The 19763-nt window shown below is 70.3% G+C and carries 17 protein-coding genes; 4 read left to right on the forward strand and 13 right to left on the reverse strand.

The window, feature by feature from the left end; translation table 11 throughout:
* Positions 1-8 precede the first annotated feature (8 nt).
* From ACFVXE_RS27025 to ACFVXE_RS27065, 9 genes are all read right to left on the reverse strand, one after another.
* The gene (locus ACFVXE_RS27025) at positions 9-2231 is read right to left on the reverse strand and encodes an FAD/NAD(P)-binding protein (protein WP_389674907.1); all 2223 of its coding nucleotides are present in this window, start codon (positions 2229-2231) and stop codon (positions 9-11) included.
* Between the two features lies 1 nt (position 2232).
* Positions 2233-3402, reverse strand: a complete 1170-nt coding sequence (locus ACFVXE_RS27030; protein WP_389674908.1) for a pyridoxal-phosphate-dependent aminotransferase family protein — start codon at positions 3400-3402, stop codon at positions 2233-2235.
* Positions 3399-4526, reverse strand: a complete 1128-nt coding sequence (gene aepY, locus ACFVXE_RS27035) for a phosphonopyruvate decarboxylase (protein WP_389674910.1) — start codon at positions 4524-4526, stop codon at positions 3399-3401. The genes ACFVXE_RS27030 and aepY overlap by 4 nt, the downstream gene beginning before the upstream one ends.
* The gene (locus tag ACFVXE_RS27040) at positions 4523-6121 is read right to left on the reverse strand and encodes an isocitrate lyase/phosphoenolpyruvate mutase family protein (RefSeq protein WP_389674912.1); all 1599 of its coding nucleotides are present in this window, start codon (positions 6119-6121) and stop codon (positions 4523-4525) included. The genes aepY and ACFVXE_RS27040 overlap by 4 nt, the downstream gene beginning before the upstream one ends.
* 180 nt (positions 6122-6301) lie before the next feature.
* Complete coding sequence (locus tag ACFVXE_RS27045; protein ID WP_389674914.1) at positions 6302-7837, reverse strand: MFS transporter; 1536 nt, start codon at positions 7835-7837, stop codon at positions 6302-6304.
* 48 nt (positions 7838-7885) lie between these two features.
* Complete coding sequence (locus ACFVXE_RS27050) at positions 7886-8626, reverse strand: SDR family oxidoreductase (RefSeq protein ID WP_389674915.1); 741 nt, start codon at positions 8624-8626, stop codon at positions 7886-7888.
* Positions 8623-9186: a hypothetical protein gene (locus tag ACFVXE_RS27055; protein ID WP_389674917.1), complete on the reverse strand. Its 564-nt coding sequence runs from the start codon at positions 9184-9186 to the stop codon at positions 8623-8625. Before ACFVXE_RS27055 ends, ACFVXE_RS27050 begins: the two co-directional genes overlap by 4 nt.
* A 13-nt stretch (positions 9187-9199) precedes the next feature.
* Positions 9200-10105: a sterol desaturase family protein gene (locus tag ACFVXE_RS27060; protein ID WP_389674918.1), complete on the reverse strand. Its 906-nt coding sequence runs from the start codon at positions 10103-10105 to the stop codon at positions 9200-9202.
* A gap of 49 nt (positions 10106-10154) precedes the next feature.
* A complete protein-coding gene (locus tag ACFVXE_RS27065; RefSeq protein ID WP_389674932.1) occupies positions 10155-10781 on the reverse strand; it encodes a lysophospholipid acyltransferase family protein in 627 nt (208 codons plus the stop codon).
* 621 nt (positions 10782-11402) lie between these two features.
* Between ACFVXE_RS27065 and ACFVXE_RS27070 the strand changes: the two genes are divergently transcribed.
* Both ACFVXE_RS27070 and ACFVXE_RS27075 read left to right on the forward strand, forming a co-directional pair.
* A complete protein-coding gene (locus ACFVXE_RS27070) occupies positions 11403-12221 on the forward strand; it encodes a BTAD domain-containing putative transcriptional regulator (protein WP_389674920.1) in 819 nt (272 codons plus the stop codon).
* Positions 12222-12254: 33 nt separating this feature from the next.
* Positions 12255-13193 (forward strand): beta-ketoacyl-ACP synthase III, encoded by a 939-nt coding sequence (locus ACFVXE_RS27075; protein WP_389674922.1) that lies wholly within the window; start codon positions 12255-12257, stop codon positions 13191-13193.
* 220 nt (positions 13194-13413) lie between these two features.
* Here ACFVXE_RS27075 and ACFVXE_RS27080 read toward each other — a convergent pair whose 3' ends face one another.
* Positions 13414-13974, reverse strand: coding sequence for a YbjN domain-containing protein (locus ACFVXE_RS27080; RefSeq protein ID WP_389674923.1), 561 nt, complete (start codon positions 13972-13974; stop codon positions 13414-13416).
* A gap of 627 nt (positions 13975-14601) precedes the next feature.
* A complete protein-coding gene (gene clpB / locus ACFVXE_RS27085; protein WP_389674925.1) occupies positions 14602-17199 on the reverse strand; it encodes an ATP-dependent chaperone ClpB in 2598 nt (865 codons plus the stop codon).
* 231 nt (positions 17200-17430) lie between these two features.
* Here clpB and ACFVXE_RS27090 point away from each other — a divergent pair, with 231 nt between their 5' ends.
* A complete protein-coding gene (locus ACFVXE_RS27090) occupies positions 17431-17853 on the forward strand; it encodes a pyridoxamine 5'-phosphate oxidase family protein (RefSeq protein WP_389674926.1) in 423 nt (140 codons plus the stop codon).
* A 127-nt stretch (positions 17854-17980) separates the two neighbouring features.
* Here the strand turns inward: ACFVXE_RS27090 and ACFVXE_RS27095 are convergent, their stop codons facing one another.
* Together ACFVXE_RS27095 and ACFVXE_RS27100 are read right to left on the reverse strand one after the other, a co-directional pair.
* The gene (locus ACFVXE_RS27095) at positions 17981-18301 is read right to left on the reverse strand and encodes a (2Fe-2S)-binding protein (RefSeq protein WP_389674927.1); all 321 of its coding nucleotides are present in this window, start codon (positions 18299-18301) and stop codon (positions 17981-17983) included.
* On the reverse strand, positions 18298-18513 hold the full coding sequence (locus ACFVXE_RS27100; protein ID WP_389674928.1) for a hypothetical protein: 216 nt from the start codon (positions 18511-18513) through the stop codon (positions 18298-18300). The genes ACFVXE_RS27095 and ACFVXE_RS27100 overlap by 4 nt, the downstream gene beginning before the upstream one ends.
* 103 nt (positions 18514-18616) lie before the next feature.
* On the opposite strand from ACFVXE_RS27100, the gene ACFVXE_RS27105 reads away from it, so the two are divergent.
* Positions 18617-19627, forward strand: coding sequence for a helix-turn-helix transcriptional regulator (locus ACFVXE_RS27105; RefSeq protein WP_389674930.1), 1011 nt, complete (start codon positions 18617-18619; stop codon positions 19625-19627).
* Positions 19628-19763 lie beyond the last annotated feature (136 nt).

Genomic DNA, 19763 nt, shown 5'->3' on the forward strand with positions numbered 1-19763 from the left:
AAGCCCGGTTATCGATTGCTTACGCCGTCGTCGGCGACGGCTGCCGGAAGTCGCCGGCCGCCGGCCGCGCGCCAGAATCCGTCCAGCCAGACCAGCACGTCACGCATCACGTAGTGGTCGACGTGGGGGCGCAGGGCGGACAGCAGGAAGGACCGGGCCCCCTCGGACGGCACCCCGAGCACGGTGATCCTGGTGTCGGCGGAACCGTCGGCACCGACCGGATGGAACTCCGCCGTCAGATCGAGGCCACCCGGCTCGAAGACCTCGCCGCCGGGCGACTCGTTGCGCCACAGCCGCACCAGGCCACGGTCGAGAAGGCTGCGGTAGAGCGGCAGCGCGTCGAGCCGGGGGTCGAACCCGTGCATCCGCGCCTCCACCAGCACGTCGACCGGGCGCCGCAGACCGGTGTGCGGCCCCTCGACGAAGGCCCGGCCGGTCGCCTCGTCGACCCGGACCCGTGCGTCGCGTCCCGCCCCGACGTCCAGCAGCCCGTGCTCGATCAGCGCGATGATCTTCGCCATGATCTCGGGTGCGGCGCCGTTGGCCAGCCGGTTGTGATGGCCCACCCACGTGCTCAGGAAGTGCCGCTGGGAGGCGGGCGTCAGGCCGGCGTCGTCCACCGCGTACGAGATCACCCCGCGCAGATCGCGCCAGACGCCGTCGGCCGCGGCCTTGTGCGGGTTGCCGGCATTGCCCTGCCGGGCCCACAGCTGGTCGCGCGCCATGAAGTCCAGCACCGCCGCGCGGACCTCCGCCGCGGACCCGCAGGACGGCAGCGGGGAGACCGTCCGCTGCCAGTCGAACCGGTTGCCGTGGACCGACGGGTCCATCCCGCACGGCGACTCCAGCCCGTCCGTCTCCGCCGACGGGGCCACCGAACGGTCGACGCAGCGCCGGACCTCGTACGCCGCGGAGGCGCCGTAGACCGTCCTGACCCAGTGCAGCAGGACGTCCCGGACCGGCCAGCCGACCGTGCGTTCCGCCGTGAACACCGCCTGCTTACCGCGCAGTACGGCGTCCAGCACCTCCGCGATCTCGTCGGCCGCACGCTCCAGGGGGGCCAGCAGGTCGCCGGTCCGCGGGGCGGCGGGGCCGCCGGTCAGGAAGGCGAGCCAGTGCGGCAGGACCCGCTGCGTCAGCAGCAGCGCGGTACCCGGGCCGAAGAGGGTGACGTAGTGCAGGTGCGCCATCTCCAGCACGGCCAGTGGCAGGACGTCGCGCTCGAAGTCGAGCTGCGCGCGGCCGGCCCCGGCCTCGGGCGAGGCCGGCGTGCCCCGGTGCGCCCGGAGCAGATCGACCGCCCCGGTCGTCAGGAACGTGCCCGGGTGGTCGCCGCCGTTCGGCTTGTGGTTGTCGGGGCGGGCGAAGGTGAAGAGCCCTGACCTGCTGAAGGCCACGACGGCCTCGGGTTCCCGGCCGCTGGGCAGATAGACCAGCCCGCCGCCGGAGTCCGGCTGGAAGGTGCCGCCGCGCCCTTCCGTCAGGTGCAGCACGGTGTCGATCGCGGTCAGCCCCATGCCCATGCAGCCGACCACGTCCGAGGGACCGCACTGCTCGGGTCCCAGCCGTGCCTCCAGCGGATACGGGTGCGGCACGTGGCGGGTACGGCCGCCTGGCGCGCTCGCGGCGCGTCCCGGGTCGTGGAAGGAGTGCCCGGTCAGCAGCAGCACCTCGTCCGCCCGGTACCGGTCCCCGTCCGCGGTCACCACCTCGAAGCCGCGCCCGAGCGGGGCGAGGTCCACCACCTCGGCTTGGTGCAGGTGCAGTTCGGTGCCCGGGTGACGCAGCAGGTCCGCCGTGTACGCACGGAACATCTCGCTCAGGGCACGCCCGTGCACATGACGCTTCGGCCAGTCCTCGGGGCGCAGGTCGAAGTCCGGGTCCCCGGTCTCCTGGAAGGTGCGCCGGCACCATTCGTACAGTGTGGGCCGCTCCGGGGCGGGCCGGAGCGGCCCCGCGCCCGGGGTGCTCTCGTCGGCGGCGAAACTCACCTGGCAGGCGATGCGGTTGAGATAGCTCGTCCGCGCCTGGGCCGGGCTGTGCGCCTGTCCCGCGCCGAACTCCCCGGTCCGCTCGAAGACCCGCACCTCCAGGCGGGCGTGCGCACCCAGCCGGCCGACCGTCGCCGAGAGCCGCTCCATGACGTACGTCGCCCTGGGACCGCCGCCCACCAGGGCCAGCCGATAGGGTTCCGCGGCGCCGTCCGGCAGCGCGGTTCGGGGGGTGGTCACCTCACACCTCCCCGCCTTCGCCGGTCCGCGTCCGCGCCTGCCTCGTCCCCGTCGTCCCGTCCCGATCCCCCAGGAGGCGACGGAGCACCAGCAGGAAGCGGCCGATGTCCCCCTCGGTCATGCAGCCCATGGTCGAGAGCCGGAAGTAGTCGCGGGCCAGCTGCTCCTGGGCCGCATAGATCACGAACCCGTGGGCGCGCAGGCCTTCGTGGAGTTCGGAGTAGCTCCATCCCCCCGGTATCCGTACCGCCGTCAGCCCGGCGGCCCGCTGCTCCGGGGGGAGCAGGATCTCCAGACCCAGCTCCTCCAGTCCGTCGCGCAGCTGCCGCGCCAGGCCCCGGTACCGGAGGTTTCGGGCCTCCCACCCCTCGGCGACGGCCAGGGAGAGCGCGGTGTCGAACGCGTAGAACGCGGGCACGCCCGGCGTGAACGCCGGGGCCTGCGCCTTCTCCTGGGCCAGGTAGTGACGGTGCAGGTCCAGGCTGTAGCTGCGCCGCGGCGCACCGGCCAGCGCTTCGAAAGCCGTCCGGGAGGCACTGACGAAGCCGAGCCCCGGAGCACCTTCGAGGCACTTGTTGGCCGATCCGGCGAGCCAGTCGATCCCGTCCTCGGCCAGTCCGATGCGCTCGGCGCCGATGCTGCTGACGGCATCCACGATGACCTCGCACCCATGGCTGTGGGCGACCTCGGTCAGCGCCGCCACGTCGTTGAGCATGCCGCTGCTCGTCTCGTGGTGGACGAGTCCGACGTGCGTGAGACCGGGGCGGCCGGACAGCGCCCGGTCGACGGCGGCCGGGTCGGCCGGGTTGCCCCAGCCCAGCTCCAGCCGGTGGCTCCGGATGCCGTGGGCCCGCGCGATGTGGGAGAACCGTTCACCGTAGTGGCCGTTGTCCACGGCCAGCAGGCCGCCGTCCGCGGGGACCGCCGAGCTGATGGCCGCCTCGACGGCGGACGTTCCGGATCCGGTCAGGACCACGGAGGTGTGGCGGTCGTCGCCGCCCGCGACGAGGGTGGTGCGGTGCCGCACCCGGGCCAGGAGTTCGGAGAACTCGGGCTCCCGGTGGCACAGATCGGGGCCGCCGAGCGCGTCGCGCACCCGGCCGTCCGTCATGACGGGTCCCGGATTCATCAGGACCAGGCGTGCGGGGTGTGCGTACGTACCGGCGCTCATCGGGCGACCGCCTCCATGAACCGGGCCGCCGACCTGGGCGGCGGGAAGGCCGGGCGGCCGAGGCCCGGATCGGAGCCCGGGGCGATGCGGACCCGGATCAGATGGGTGCCGCCCGCCTCCTGGGCGTGCCGCACGGCGTCGCGCACGGCCTCGCCGGTCGTGACGTCGCGGGTGTGGCGGTAGCCGCAGGCGGTGGCGATCGCGCAGAGGTCGACGCCCGCGGAGACGGTGGGCTGGCCGCCGGTCGACTCGTACGCCTCGTTGTCGAGCAGCACATGGCACAGGTCGGTGTCGCGCCGCTGGCCGATCGTGGCCATCGCCTCCAGGCGCATGAGCGCCGCGCCGTCGCCGTCCAGCACCGCGACCTTCCGGCCTGCGGCGTGCATCGCCACGCCGAGGGCCACGCTCGACGCGCAGCCCATCGAGCCGACCACGTAGAGATTCTCCGGACGGTCCCAGTCCCGTTCGAGTTCCCGGGCGGTCTTGCCGGTCGTGGCCACCAGCAGCGTCTTGGGGTCCATGGCACCGACGACGTGCGCGATCGCCTCGGCCCGCTTCATCAGGCGGGCGTCCCGGTGCCGGGTGCCGCCCCCGCCCGTACGGGGGGCGATCGCGCCCTTGGGCACGACGAAGGCGAACGGCAGCCCGGTGACGGCCATGTGCTCGGCCGCGGCGTCCAGCACGGGGCCGAGCTCCGCCTGGTCCGTGGGGAGCAACTCGTTGCGGATGCCCATGGCGGTCAGGAGCTCGGGGGTGATGCGGCCCATCAGCTCGTGCTGGGGCTCGTCCTCCTGGCCGGGACGGCCGCGCCAGGTCACCAGCAGCAGGACCGGCAGGCGCAGGGTGTGGCAGAGGGACGTGAGCGGGTTGACGGTGTTGCCCAGCCCCGAATTCTGCAGGATCACCACCGGCCGGCGGCCCGCGAGGCGGGCTCCGGCCGCGAGCGCCACCGCTTCTCCTTCATTGGCGGCGATCACGTACTGCTGCGGATGTTCGGCTTCCAGATGGGAGATGACCGGTCCGAGGAAGGAACACGGCACGCCGGTGAAGGGGCCGAATCCGCGGTCCTGCAGCGCGGTGACGAGGGCGCGGGCGTCCAGTGCGCCCGGGCCGGAGGTAGTCATCGGGCCGCCTCCCGGGCTGCCAGCATCTGCGTGGCGCGGTGGACGTCGTCGTCGGTACGCAGTTCGAGCCAGCCGGACGCGATCTCGACCGCGCGCGGCTGGTGGCCGTCCGCGAGCAGATCGTCCAGCAGCCGTGCGAGGTCGGCCTGTTCGGAGTTGGCCCGCCGCTTCTCTGCGGCCCTGCGCAGCAGTGCCATGCCGGCCGCGGAGAACGCCGCGGCCCCGGCGAACTCGCCGTCCGCCCGGTCCCCGGCCCGACCGGCGACCTCCCCGCCCTCGCTTCCGCCGATCCGGCGGCCGTCACGGGCCACCGAGGTCAGCCGCAGCCCCAGCGCACCGGGCCGTTCACCGGTCCCGGCCGTGACATCGACCAGCACGGCGATGTCGGCGTCCGTAGCGATGAGCCGCCGCAGCGGTTCCGCCTCGACGAACGAGTCGGCCGAGACCAGCACCGTGCGGCCCGCGCCGCCGCCCGGCAGCTCCAGCACCGCTCCGGCCGCATCCGTGTGCGAGGCGCCCGGGGTGACGTCCTGCGGGCACTCGGCCACGGCGGCCCCCGCGGTGGCGACGGCGACCGACTCGATACCTGCCCGGCGCAGCGCGGACGTCTGCTCCTCCAGCAGGCGCGGCCCGGCTCCGGCCACCGCGCCGCCGGGTACCACCAGGGCTCGGGGCCGGCCCTCGTGCGGGGTGATGAACTGCGCCTCGAACCGCTTCTGCTCGGGCACGCCCTGGAGGTCGAAGACGGTGGCCAGCGGGGCGATCCGGGCCTCGACGGCGGTGGTCCTGTCCTCGCGCAGGATCGAGGCGAAGGTCTCGCTGACGGCGGTGATCCCGGCGCGCAGACCGTGGTTGGCGTAGATCACCATCTTGGCGCCCGCCTCGGCCAGCTCCGTGGCGGTCACCGTGTGGTACGTGGTGGGGACCACGACCACCGGTGTCCGGAGGGTCCAGCTGCTGAGGAAGCGCAGCACCTCCTCCGGGTTCTCGTCCTTGGAGTGGATCAGCACGGCGTCCGCGCCGGCCTCCGCGTAGGCCTCCCCGCGGCGCAGCGCCTCCGCCGGGCCCCAGCCGGCGATCAGTGCCTCGATACGGGCGATCACCATGAAGTCCCTGGTCCGCTGGGCGGCCTTGGCCGCGGCCAGCTTCCCGCAGAACTCGGCTATGGGGGCGAGCTCCTGACGCCCCGGGATGAAGCTGTTGACCTTGGGGAAGCGCTTGTCCTCGATGGACACGGCAGCGATTCCGGCCGCCTCGTAGCGGCGGATCATGTTCATCACGTTGTGGGCGTTGCCGTATCCCGCGTCGCAGTCCGCGACCACCGGGATGCCGACCGCCGAGACGAGCGACGAGGCCACGCCGAGCAGCTCGCTCATGGTGAGGATGTCGGTGTCGGGCACGCCCTGGGAGGCCGAGACCTCCAGGCCGCTCGACCACACACCGTCGAAACCGGCGCGTTCGGCAAGGCGCGCGCCCAGCGGATTGTGTGCGCCGACGATGCGTACGGCACCGTCGCGGGCGAACAGTTCGCGCAGTTGCCGGGCACCGGGTACCGCACCGCGCTCCTGGCGCGCCGGTATCTCCGCAGAACTCATGCCGATATCTCCTGTTGTCTGCTTCGCTGAATGGGCGGTATGCGTCCCGGGGGACTGCGCGTCGCCGGGCCGGTCCGGCCGGGCGGTCCGGCTGAGGCGGTGCCGGCGGTGGCGGTCAGTCGCCGCCCGGCCGGTCCCGGGTGCGGCACCGTCCGGGCGGGGCCGGACGGCGGGGGGCCTTCACGTCTGCTGCCTCTCTGCCCGGCGGCCGAGAAGCACGGCCAGCGCGCCCAGAACCGCCACCGCGGCGGCGGCCAGCAGGGCGTACTCCATGCCCTCCAGGAAGACCGACCGGACGACACGGGTCGCGGCGGCTCCGATTCCGTCGGGGGCGAGGCCCACCGCGGCGCCCCGGCCCGCTTCCGCGGTCCGGTCCGGCCCGAGGGCGATGCCCGCGGCCGCCAGCCGGCCCGGCATCGTTGTCGCGGTGTACGTCGCCACCACCACGCCGACCGCGGCGATGCCGAGGCTGCCGCCCACCTGCATGGCCGTCTGCTGCATGCCGCCCGCCACGCCGGAGAGTTCCGTCGGGGCGCCGCTGAGTACGAGTTTGGTGGCACCGACCATGACGGGACTGAATCCGAGTCCCAGCAGGAAGAAACAGGCGGTCGTCCGCACCGGACCCGACTGGGCGTCGAGCTGGGAGAGCGCGCACATCGCCGTGGCGGTGACGGCGAGCCCCGAGGCCACCGGCAGCCACGGACCCGACCTGCCGATCCAGACCGCCGCGACCGGAGCGCCCACGATCATGAGTCCGGTCAGCGCCAGCACCCGTACACCCGAGTCGGTCGGAGTAAGGCCCAGGATGTTCTGCAGGTAGAAGACGAGGACGAACGGGGCCCCGAACATCACGAACGACATGGCGGTCATGCTCAGCACACCGGCCGTGAACCGCGCCGACCGGAACATGCCCGGCGGTACCAGCGGGTCGTCCGCCGTCCGTTGCCGCCGGACGAAGACGGCTCCGAGCAGGACCGCCACCACCAGCAGGACCGCCGTCCGGACATCGGGCCGGCCGTGGTCGGCGGCCGTGCCGAGACCACCGATGAAGAGGCACAGCGTGCCGGCCAGGAGCACCATGCCGGAGAGATCGAGCCGTACCGCCGCACTCCCCCCACGGGTCTCTCCCAACACCACGGAACCCAGGACGAGCACCGCGGCGCCGAGGGGCACGTTGAGGAAGAAGACCCAGCGCCAGCCGGCATGGTCGACCAGCACCCCGCCCACGACGGGGCCGGCCGCGGTGGCCGCCGCGATCACCGCACTGCGCACGGCGATCGGGCCGTTGAGCCGGTCCGCGGGAAAGGTGTGGCGCAGCAACCCGAGGGTGGCCGGCTGCATCAGGGCGCCGAACACCCCCTGCAGCACCCGCAGTCCGATGACCCAGCCGATCTGCCCGCAGAACCCGATGGCCACCGACGCGGCGGTGAACCCCGCGGCGCCGGTCAGGAACACCTTGCGGTGCCCGTACCGGTCGCCGAGCTTCCCGGCGGTGATCAACAGGGCGGACACCGCCAGCAGATAGCCGTTGACCACCCACTGGACGCCCGTCAGCGACGTCCGCAGGTCCGCCTGCATGGCCGGCTGGGCGACCGTGACGATCGTTCCGTCGAGGGAGACCATCATCGCGCCGAGCGACAGGGCCAGCAGGGTGAGCCAGGCACGTCCGGTGCGCTCCCGCGGACCGCCTCGACGGTCCAGTACCTCTTCGATCATGGCTCCCCTGTCCGCATGGTCCGCTGCCCGCCCACCGGCCGCTCCGGGCTAGCTGGCGATTCCGCCGTCCATACGGATGACTTCGGCATTGATGAAATCCGCGGCGGGACCGGCGAGGAACGCGACCGTCTCCGCCACTCCCGGTCCGCTGCCCTGGCCGAGCAGCGACCTCTCGGCCTTCGCCGTGCGGATGCCGTCGGGCAGCGCGGCACCGAGGCCGGTGTCGAGCAGGCCGGGCGCGAGGACCACACTGCGGATTCCGTAACCGGCGTACTCCTGGGCGACCGTCCGGGCGAGCCCGTGCAGACCCGCCTTGCTGGCCGCGTAGTTGGCCTGGCCCGCGTTGCCGAGGACGGCGGCGACCGATGAGATGTAGATGATGCGTCCGTAGCGCTGGCGCATCATCACCCGCACCGCCTGCTTGGTGGTCAGGAACGCGCTGCGCAGGTTCACGCGCATCACTTCGTCCCAGTCGTCCGGGCTCATGAGCACCAGGGGTTTGTCCCGGGAGATGCCCGCGTTGTGCACCAGCACGTCCAGCCGTCCGCACCGGCGCGCCATCGCTGTCAGCCGCTGGGCGGTGTCCTCCTCGGCGACGTCGCCCTGGCACAGCCGGAGGCTGTCGCCGAACTTCTCGGCGAGCTCCAGCAGGGCCGGGGACTCCGATCGGTGGTTGGCCACCACGGTGGCCCCGCTGTCCAGCAGGGCCTGGGTGATCTGCAGCCCGAGCCCTCTGCCGGCCCCGGTCAGTGCGATGACCCGGCCGTCCAGCCGTGAGTCGGTGTTCACAGTGCCCTTCCGCTGAGTCCGGCCGGCTGCGGGCACGTCGCCGGCTGCCTGTCCGCGAAGATGTGTGCCACGATCCGTTCGAGGTCCGGCTCCGTCAGTGCCACGGCCCGCGTGGGCAGCGCGAACCGCACATGCGGGTGGGCGCTGTCGCCCTCGTCCATCAGCACCGGCGGGAGCAGCACCTTCGGCGTCCGCGCGATGGTCCGCCGGGCTCCGGCGAGGAACCGTTCGCCGCGTTTGCGCAGGTGGACGGGAAGCCAGTCGAGCGCCTCCACATGAAGGTCGGTCAGGCCGTCCGGGGACCGCTCGGCGCGGACGCCCTGCGGGATCCCGTCCAACTCCTCGGCGAAGAAGGGCACCTGGACCGCATCGCGTCCCAGGACGACGAGCAGCGGCTCGCCGCCTGCGATGCGGCCGGCCACCTCGACGGCCTCCTCCGCGGACGGCCAGACGCCGTCGACGGTCCAGCCGGCCGGTCCGGTCCGGCGGGTCAGCAACCGGCCCGGGCCCTCGACGACCACCAGGGCGCGTCCGCAGCGGACTGCGGGACAACTCGTCATCCGGATGCTCCTCTCAGTTCGCCTGCGGCACGGCGGTGGTCGGCTCGGCCGGCGTCGGCCGGTCCGTGCCCGGCTGCCAGCCGGGCGGGCCGAAGACGTACCCCAGACGGTCGCGCCACCCGTTGGCGCCGCGGATGTCACGGAACATCTCCGCGAACTCGTGCAGTTGGATGGTCTTCATGCTGAAGCTGTCGATCCGCTTCGTGAGGCCGTAGGTCGGGCGCCTGGTCTCCGGCTGGAAGGTGCCGAGGAGGCGATCCCAGACGATCAGGATGCTGCCGTAGTTCTTGTCCAGGTACTCCGGGTCGCTGCCGTGGTGCACACGGTGGTGCGAGGGCGTCACCAGCACGAACTCGACGGGCGCCGGCAGCTTCCCGATCTTCTCGGTGTGCACCCACAGGCCGTAGATGAGGTGCAGGGACTGCATCGTGAAGATCATGACCGGCGGGATCCCCAGTACCACCATGGGGATCCAGATGAGCTTCTCGAACCACTGGGCCCACTTGCGCCGCAGGGCGGTGGACACATTGAGGTACTCACTGGAGTGGTGCACCTGATGGCCGGCCCACATGACCCGTACCCGGTGCGCCATCCGGTGGTAGCCGTAGATGGTCAGGTCGACGCCGACGAAGACGAGGAGCCAGGTGAGCCAGGTGTTCGCCGGGAGGTGCCACGGCGACACGTACGCGTAGATGTACGCGTACAGGGCCAGCGACCCGGCCTTGAGCACCGTGGTGACGACCAGGGCGCCCAGACCGGTGAGGATGCTCGCCCGGTGGTCACGCGGGTCGTACCGCTTCACTCCGTCGTCGTCCGCACCGAAGCGCAGCGCCAGCAGCTCGACCGCTATGACCAGGGCGATGGCAGGAAGCGCGAAAACTACCGGGTCGTGCAGCCGTTCCTGAATCTGGTGGAACATACGTCTCCCTGAGCGAAGGGGGTCGGGCGGCCGGCGGAACAGAGATCGGTCACGTCTTGACGCTGGTGGCGTACCGGGGCACGTAGTCGAGGCCGGAGAGCCGCTGGATCTCGCTCATGACCGCGTCGGTGACCTCTCGGCGCGCCTTGGCGCTGCCCTGCATTCCCGCATGGTCCGGAAAGCGCATGGGGTCGCCGAAATGCATCCGGAAACTGCGCGGCCGCAGCATCAACTTGCCTGCCGGCTGCACCCGTTCGGTGCCGGCCAGACCGCACGGGATGACCGGTGCGGCCGTCGCCATCGCCAGCCAGCCCACTCCCGTACGCCCCTTGTAGACCTGCCCGTCCGGGGAGCGCGTCCCCTCGGGATGGATGCCGAAACCGTCACCGCGCTCCAGCACGCCCTGCGCCGTGTCGAGCGCCGCGACCCCGCCCGGCCCTCCGTCGCGAACGACCGGGATGATGCCGATCGCGGTGAAGAACGTGCGGTTCACATAGCCGCGGAACCCTTTTCCGGTCAGCCTCTCGGCCTTTCCGATGAAATAGATCGGACGCCGGGTCGCCAGCTGGATGAATATGTGATCGCAGAAAGAAAGATGATTCGCCGCGATGATGAAAGGCCCATCGCCCGGAATGCGGTCACGGCCGGACACACTCGGCCGGAATATTACCCGCATCAGCACGGAACAGATGGCCCGCAAAACCCTGCGAACAATCACGAGCCCCCACACCCCCGTCGGAATCAACAGCGGACAAGAATAAGAATTCCGCTCCGCCGATATTCATTCGGCGCACGATTGGGAGGACGCTACAGGAGCAGGCTAAAATCCGGCTTAATTCTTGTTAATCAGTTCGCAGAACGCATGAAAAGCCATATCAAGGCTGTTATCGCCCGGCCGGGGGCGGTCGCCCGGGGTGGACGCCCGGGGCGAAGGGGCCTGAGCCGGCCCACACCTCCGCGCGCGGGTTCCGGCCACGCACACAGGAAGTGCGGATCATCCCGCACGGCACCGGGCCGCTCCCGGCCGGGCTGCATACGTCCTGTTTCTATCGCTTAACGCACGCCCGCGACGGCGGAAAAAGTGGTATGCGCACGCGTTTCCCGTGTCCTGAATCCCGCTTGACTCGGATCGGCATCTAATCGATCCTTCCCGAGAGGACAACTCCGGGGGGGAGTTGCGCCGCAGGCAACTGCAAATGTACCGGGAGTGCTGAGCAACCGATACGCGGGAAGCCAGCCCTCCTGTTCGCTGTCCAATTGACAGGGGGAGTCAATGGATTTTCGAGTACTGGGCCCTGTGGCCATAGAAACCGCAGAAAGCAGCCAAGCCGCCCCGAAGGCGAAGAAGCTCCGGGCCGTCCTCGGCTACCTGTGCGTCAGCAAAGGGCAGACTGTTCACGCCGGCAGGCTCATCGAGGCCCTGTGGCCGGCCGAGCCGCCTCGAACAGCCTCCACCGCGCTGCACGTCTACGTCTCGAAGCTGCGCAAGCACCTGGCGGGCATCGGTCTCGACGGCGCATCCCTCATCGTGACGCAGCCTCCTGGTTACCGGCTGAATCTGTGCGGTTACTCACTGGATCTGGCGGAGTTCGAAAGCAGAGTCACGAAGTCCCGGGAGGCACACGCTGTCGGAGAAACGGTCGAGGCGGCCGAGCACCTGGCCGACGCGATTTCCCTGTGGCAGGGCCGCGCACTCGACGATCTGCGAGAACTCCCCGTATTCGAAACGCTGGGCCGGCGGCTGGACGAGCGGCGCGCCCATGCCTGCGAACAGCGCATCGAATTAGAACTGGAAATCGGCAACCACAAGACCATCATCGAAGAGATACACAGCCTCATCGATGAATACTCGACGCGAGAGAGTCTTTACGGGTATCTGATGGTGGCGCTCTACCGGAGCGGCCGGGCCGCGGACGCCCTGGCGGCATACGACCATATTCGGTCCATTCTGATGGACGATCTCGGGGTCGAGCCGACGCCTCAGTTGAGAAGCCTGCAGCATGCGGTTCTCGCCCATGCGCCGTCTCTGGAAAGGGCAGCCCCCTGCATAATGGGGGAGGGCGGACGGCTCAAGTCGCTCCAGGAGTGCCCCGTGGGCTCGTCCGTCCGTCTCTGAAACCTCGCGCCATCATGTCTAGGAGATTTCCCGTTGACTGGGTCCCGCGTACTTTCCTTCGGCCACCACCAGCCATTAAAGGTGGTGACGAACGACGATCTGGCGCTCATGGTCGATACGAGCGATGAGTGGATCCAGAGCCGGGTAGGAATCAAGACCAGGCATCTCGCCACCGAGAGTGAGTCGGTGCAGGACATGGCCGCGAAGGCGGCGGAGAACGCATTGGCCCTGGCCGGGCTCACCGGCGCGGAAATCGATCAGGTCGTGGTCGCCACCTGCACCGCGGTCGACCGCTCGCCGAACATGGCGGCCCGCGTCGCCGCGGCGGTGGGCGCCGGCTCGCCGGCCGCCATCGACGTCAACACGGCCTGCTCCGGGTTCCCCCACGCACTGGCGCTCGCGGACCAGTGCATCCGGGGAGGGTCCGCCACCAAGGCGCTGGTCATCGGCGTGGAGAAACTGAGCGACTTCGCCGACTGGAACGACCGCAGTACGTGCGTGCTGGTCGGTGACGGAGCCGGGGCGGCCGTGGTGGTGGCCTCAGACGAGCCGGAGATCAGTCCCGTGACCTGGGGCTCGGTGCCCACCATGGGGCACACCGTGCGCATCGAGGCGCCGTCGCTCACCTTCGCCCAGGAGGGCCAGGCGGTCTACCGCTGGGCGACGACCGCGCTGCCCCAGCTGGCGGTACAGGCCTGCAACAAGGCAGGCATCACACCGGAGGACCTGGGCGCCGTGGTGCTGCACCAGGCCAACCTGCGGATCATCGAGCCCCTCGCCCGCAAGATCGGCGCCGTGAACGCCGTCGTCGCCCGCGACGTGGTGGAGTCGGGCAACACCTCTGCCGCGAGCATCCCGCTCGCGCTGTCCAAGCTGATCGAACGGGGCGAGGTCAAGAGCGGCTCACCCGTCCTGCTCTTCGGCTTCGGCGGCGGTCTGTCCTACGCCGGTCTGGTCATCCGCTGCCCGTAGGCCCGGTGCCGTGCCGCTCCCGGCTCCGGGGGCTCCGAACTCCCGTGACGGCTCGCCGGTTCGCCCGGCGGGCCGTGCCGCTTCCGTGCGACCGCCCGCGACGGCAGAGGCCCGGCCCGGGACGGCGGTCGTGATGACCGTCGTCCCGGCCGGGCCCTCGCTCGGCCGCGCGGCGCACGTGGACGCGCCTTGCAGCCGTGCCGCGTTCAGCTGCCGGGGATCAGGCGCCCGGTGCCGCGTCGCCCTCGCCGTCCGACTCCTTGTCGGCCGGCTCCAGGCCCAGACGCTCCCGCAGCCACTTGTCGAACTCGATCGAGGCCCGCACCCAGCTGACCGTCGACGAGACGAAGTGCTCCAGGCTGACGCCCGTACCGATGAGCATCTGCGCCTCACCGATCAGACGGACCGAGGTCTCGGTCTCCGCGCCGCCCTCCTCGGGCTCGTGCGTGTGCGTGTAGACCTTGGGCCACAGGGTGCGGCGGTTCCAGTCGTCGATCGCGTCGAGAAGGACCGGGCGCTGGTCCGCGGCGTGCGGGCGGTCGTAGAACGTACGGACCGAGAAGACCTGCTGCTCGTCCTCGCCGCGGAACATGAAGTACGTGCGGAAGTCCTCCCACGGCGCCGCGAGGTCACCCTCGTCGTCGACGACGTACTTCAGTTCCATCTGGTCGAGGAGCTGCTTCACGAGGTCCTGGTCAGGGACGACGGGGCCCTCCGGTCCTGCCGCCTGCGGTTCGGGCTGGCCCCCGAAATTCGGAATCGAGGACGGGTCGATGCTCACCGTGTATTTCCCTTCGTACGGTTGGCGCCATCCTCTCCCATGGCAGGCGGTGGATGGCAACCCCCGACTGGTCCAATCAGCTACCGGCTGACACGATCCGGCCCGTCACGGAGAGCCTCCGGCGGGGGCGGGAGGAAGGGAATGCCATGGACGGCACGCGTCGCCGGAGCAATTTCCGCATGCTGCCGGCGTTTTCTGACGCTGCCCGCGCTCACCGTCGGGTGGATCGGGTGGCGCGTCATCGACTCCGCGACGAGCTCCGATCCCTTCCACACGGCGTCGAAGGCCTCCTGCGACGAGGCGATGGCGTTCGCGGGCGCCCCCTGCCGGCCGGAGCCCGCGACCGGTCGTGCACGGTGCCGTGTCCGGCCGGACACGGCGTACGACGTGCGCTTCCGGATCGCACGGAAGGACCTTGACGCCTGGCTGGAATCGGCCTGCCCGGGCACCGTTCTCGACAAGGATCCGGAGCTCTGCGGTGATCGGGCCGGCGCCTGCGCGCACATCGAGCTCGCCGACCCCTCTCCGGGCCGTGCGGTCGCGGCCGATCCGACCGTCGTGCACGAGGACGGCGACACCGCCCTCGTACACTTCAGCCCCTTCGACGTCCGAGGGCCGTGCGGGCCGTCACCGCGCGGCGCCCACGATCAGACCGCCCTCCTCGCCGTCCCCGAACGTGTCCACCCGCACGGTGTCCCCGTCCGTGACCTCGCCCGCGAGGATCTCCTTCGCGAGCCGGTCGCCGATCGCCGTCTGGATCAGCCGGCGCAGCGGCCGCGCCCCGTACGCCGGGTCGTTGCCCTCCTTCGCCAGCCAGGCCAGCGCGGCCGGGGTGACGTCGAGGGTGAGACGCCGGTCGGCCATCCGCTTGGCGAGCCGCTCGATCTGGAGCCCCGCGATGTGCGCGAGTTCGTCGCCGGAGAGTGCGGAGAAGACCACCACGTCGTCGAGGCGGTTGAGGAACTCGGGCTTGAAGGAGGCACGTACGACCTCCAGCACCCGCTCCTTCTTCTCCTCCGGCTTGGCCAGCGGATCGACCAGGTACTGGCTCCCGAGGTTCGACGTCAGGACCAGGATGGTGTTGCGGAAGTCCACCGTCCGTCCCTGTCCGTCGGTGAGCCGGCCGTCGTCGAGGACCTGGAGCAGGATGTCGAAGACCTCGGGATGGGCCTTCTCCACCTCGTCGAGCAGGACGACGCTGTACGGGCGGCGGCGGACCGCCTCCGTGAGCTGACCGCCCTCCTCGTAACCGACGTAACCGGGCGGCGCGCCGACCAGCCGGGCGACGCTGTGCTTCTCCCCGTACTCGCTCATGTCGATACGGACCATGGCCCGCTCGTCGTCGAACAGGAAGTCGGCGAGTGCCTTCGCCAGCTCGGTCTTGCCGACACCGGTCGGGCCGAGGAAGAGGAACGAGCCGGTGGGCCGGTCCGGGTCGGCGATGCCGGCCCTGGTGCGGCGCACCGCGTCCGACACCGCCTGCACGGCCTCGGTCTGGCCGATCAGCCGCCTGCCCAGCTCCTCCTCCATCCGCAGAAGCTTCTGGGTCTCGCCCTCCAGCAGCCGCCCGGCCGGGATGCCGGTCCAGGCACCGACGACATCGGCGATGTCGTCCGGACCCACCTCGTCCTTGACCATGGTGTCCTTGGCGGCCTCCTGCTCGGCCTCGTCGGCCTCCGCCAGCTCCCGCTCCAGGCCCGGGATCTCCCCGTACAGCAGCTTGGAAGCCGTGTCGAAGTCACCGTCACGCTGGGCGCGTTCGGCCTGTCCGCGCAGTTCGTCGAGGCGTTCCTTCAGCTCACCGACGCGGTTGAGGCCCTGCTTCTCCTTCTCCCAGCGGGCGGTGAGGCCACGCAGCTCCTCCTCCTTGTCGGCGAGGTCGCGGCGGAGCTTCTCCAGGCGCTGCACGGACCCGGGGTCGGTCTCGTTCTTCAGCGCCAGCTCCTCCATGTGCAGCCGGTCGACGGCGCGTTGCAGCTCGTCGATCTCGACGGGCGAGGAGTCGATCTCCATCCGCAGCCGGGACGCCGCCTCGTCGACCAGGTCGATGGCCTTGTCGGGGAGGAAGCGGGAGGTGATGTAGCGGTCGGACAGGGTGGCGGCGGCGACCAGGGCGGAGTCGGCGATCTGCACCTTGTGGTGCGCCTCGTAACGGCCCTTGAGACCGCGCAGGATCGCGATGGTGTCCTCCACGGACGGCTCGGCGACCAGCACCTGCTGGAACCGGCGCTCCAGCGCGGGGTCCTTCTCGATCCGCTCGCGGTACTCGTCGAGCGTGGTCGCACCGACCATCCGCAGCTCACCGCGGGCCAGCATGGGCTTGAGCATGTTGCCCGCGTCCATGGCGGAGTCCCCGCCGGCGCCCGCGCCGACGACGGTGTGGAGCTCGTCGATGAACGTGATGATCTGGCCGTCGCTCTGCTTGATCTCGGAGAGGACGGTCTTCAGCCGCTCCTCGAACTCGCCGCGGTACTTGGCGCCCGCGACCATGGCTCCCAGGTCGAGCGAGACGAGCCGCTTGTTCCGCAGGCTCTCCGGCACATCGCCCTTGACGATGCGCTGGGCGAGTCCTTCGACGACGGCGGTCTTGCCGACGCCGGGCTCGCCGATGAGCACGGGGTTGTTCTTCGTGCGCCGCGACAGGACCTGTACGACGCGCCGGATCTCCTGGTCGCGACCGATGACCGGGTCGAGCCTGCCCTCGCGCGCGGCCGCCGTGAAGTCGGTGCCGTACTTCTCCAGGGCTTTGTACTGACCCTCCGGGTCGGGTGTGGTCACCCGGCGTCCTCCCCTGCTCTTCTCGAATGCGTCCAGCAGCTTCTTCGCACCGGCGCCCTGCCGGGTGAGGATCTCACCGGCACGGCCGCCCTCGGCCGCGATGCCGATGAGCAGGTGCTCGGTGGACAGATAGTCGTCGCCGAGCTCCTTCGCCCGCTGCGCGGCGTCGGCGATCACGGCGAGCAGCTCACGGTTGGGCTGCGGCGGCGCGACGGTCGAGCCGGTGACGCTGGGCAGCGACGCGAGCAGCCGCTCGGTCTCACCGCGTACGGCGGCCTGGTCCGCGCCGACAGCGGCCAACAGGTCGGTGATGTTCTCGTTGTCCTCGCCCTCGAGCAGGGCCAGCAGCAGATGCCCAGGGGTCAGGTCGGGGTGTCCGTCCTTCACGGCCCTGCTGGTGGCCGCGTTGATGGCGTCCCGGCTCTTGTTGGTCAGCTCGGCGTCCACGTGCGCTCTCTCCTCCTTGCGGTGACTGGTCCGTCCACTGCGCTGACTGCGTCAACGTACACAAAGTTGAGTCTATTTCACTCAAGGTGCGGGCGCACGGTCCCACCCCGGAGCCCGCGGCCGGAAGCCCGGGCCCGGAGACAGGGCTCCCGCCCGAGTGAACCCCCCGGACCGCCGCTGCGCCACCGCACCGGACCAGGCCCCGCGGCGGCGGATGCCTACCCTTTCCCCATGGCCGTAGACGTACGCAACCCCAGCCCCGAGTACCTCGCCTTCTGGCGCGAGTACCACGTGTGCACCCTGACCACCCCCCGTCCCGACGGCAGCCCGCACGTGGTGCCGGTCGGAGTGACGTACGACCCCGGAGCCGGGCTCGCCCGCATCATCACCAACAAGGGCAGCAGGAAGGTCGCCAACGTCCTGGCCGCAGGCCCGGACGGGGCACGGGTGGCGGTCTGCCAGGTGGACCGGGGCCGCTGGGCGACGCTGGAGGGCCGCGCCACCGTCCGCACGGAGCAGGACGTGGTCGACGACGCGGTGAGCCGTTACGCGGAACGCTACGGGCGCACTCCTGCGCCCAACCCGGACCGGGTCGTCATCGAGATCGCCCTCGAACGGGCGCTGGGCCGGGGCGCACCGGTCCGCACGGCCTGAGCCCGGCCGGCCCCGGCCGCTCCGCGCCGTCCGCACCCGGACAGCACAGCGGCGCCATCGTGTTCAGGTCACGATGGCGCCGCTGTGTGGGGGAGTGTCTGAGCGACATGGAACGACGGGGGATCGCTCAGGCACTGCGGGGGGTGGCGGAGATGGTTTGGGGGGCGATCAGCTCGTGGTCACGCCGATCGAGGTTCACGAAGATCATTCCGTACCGAATGGCGCACCGGACGGGCTGCGGTGCGCCACGCGGGCGCCGCAGGCACCGGTAGGCGCGGACCTCCTCGTCGTCCTCCAGGACGACGACGATCGGCTCTCCCAGCAGGGTGACCATCAACGAATCGCCATGGCGGGGAAGTGCCGTGAGCAGATCGATGAAGTGCCACCCCGAGCGGTAGGCCGAGGCCATCTCCCGCCGGAAAACCCGGTCGTCCGGCGGGATGGTCATGCGTCCGCCAGATTCACCGGAACGCTGTCCCAGCCGACATCCGAACCCTGGCCTCCGGTGTCCCAGCCGACATCGGAACCCGGGCCGCTGGTGTCGGAGCCGGCCTGCACGCTGTCCCAGCCGACATCCCCGGGAGAGATATTCGCCGCGAGCAGCAGTGCCGCAACGGCAAAAACAGTGACAAGCACTGAGCGAAGCATTCGCTTGTACATAGTCGGCTTCGTCCTCACTTGATGGTTTCCTCTCCCCCGCCCGACAAGACGATGGCTCATTCAGGCACGTCAATGCCACAGGAGCGATGCATCATGTTCCTGCATGTTCAGGACCCTGGGGGGTGGAGATTTGCATACAAGTAACACGAAACAGACACATACTCACCCGGTCACGGACCTGTGCACCGAGGGGGCGCGACTGTACGCCAGCGCGCTGAGCGTCGGGCGCATGTCTCGCACCGAGGTGGAGCCCGCGCCCTGCCTCATCGACCTCCGGCTACTGCTGCCGGATCCCGATGACGCCTCGTGGCTCCGCCCGGTTCCACCTTCCGCCGCCCTCGCCCAGCGGCTCTATCCGCTGGAACGCGAGATCCAGGACCGCAGGCGAACGTCCGTGGAACTGACCGACGCCTTCGAACCGTTCATGGCTATAAGCGCTCAGAGCCCGGCACCCACGCACGCGATCACTGTGCTGGAAGGCATCGACCGGATCAACGGGGCACTAGATTTGGCCATTGCCGAGAGTCGCAAGGAGGTATTGACCATCCAGCCGGGCGGCGGACGCAGTGAGGACGTCCTCAGCGAAGCCCTGACCCGCAGCAAGCCCCTGATAGATCGCGGCATCAGCGTCCGCACCCTCTACCAGCACACAGTCAGGCACAGCCAGCGCACTTTCGCCTATGTGGAACTGATGGCCGGCGCCAAACTACAGATACGCACACTCGAAGAGCTCATCGAACGCCTCATCATCTGCGATGAGACCGTAGCGTTCATTCCGGCCAGGGACGACCGCCGCGTCGCCCTCGAACTACGGCACCCAGGCCTGGTCGCGTACCTGGCGAAGGTCTTCGAGCAACTCTGGCGCCGGGCTGCTCCCTTGAACGAAGCAGCACCATACGACCCGGCGCCCGACGGGATCACGGGTGTCCAACGGGCCATAGCCACCCTGTTGATCGAGGGGTATGTCGACGAAGCCATCGCCCGTCGGCTCGGCATGAACGTCCGCACCTGCCGTGCGCATGTCGCCAAGCTCTCCTCCACTCTCGGCAGCAGCAGCCGCGCCCAACTCGGTTACCTGATAGCTCAGTCAGGGATCCTAAACGAAGATCCCTGACCAAACTCACTTCTCCGGGCTACGCGGGCGGTGGTGGGCGCGCTAAGGGGGGGAGCGGCCACCACCCCCCCCACAGGGGGGGTTAACCACCAGTCTCTTATAAACAAAAGACCCTGCCGACCAAAGTGGGGGTGTA

It is taken from the genome of Streptomyces sp. NPDC058231 (genome assembly GCF_042882275.1).
Classification (GTDB): Bacteria; Actinomycetota; Actinomycetes; order Streptomycetales; family Streptomycetaceae; genus Streptomyces.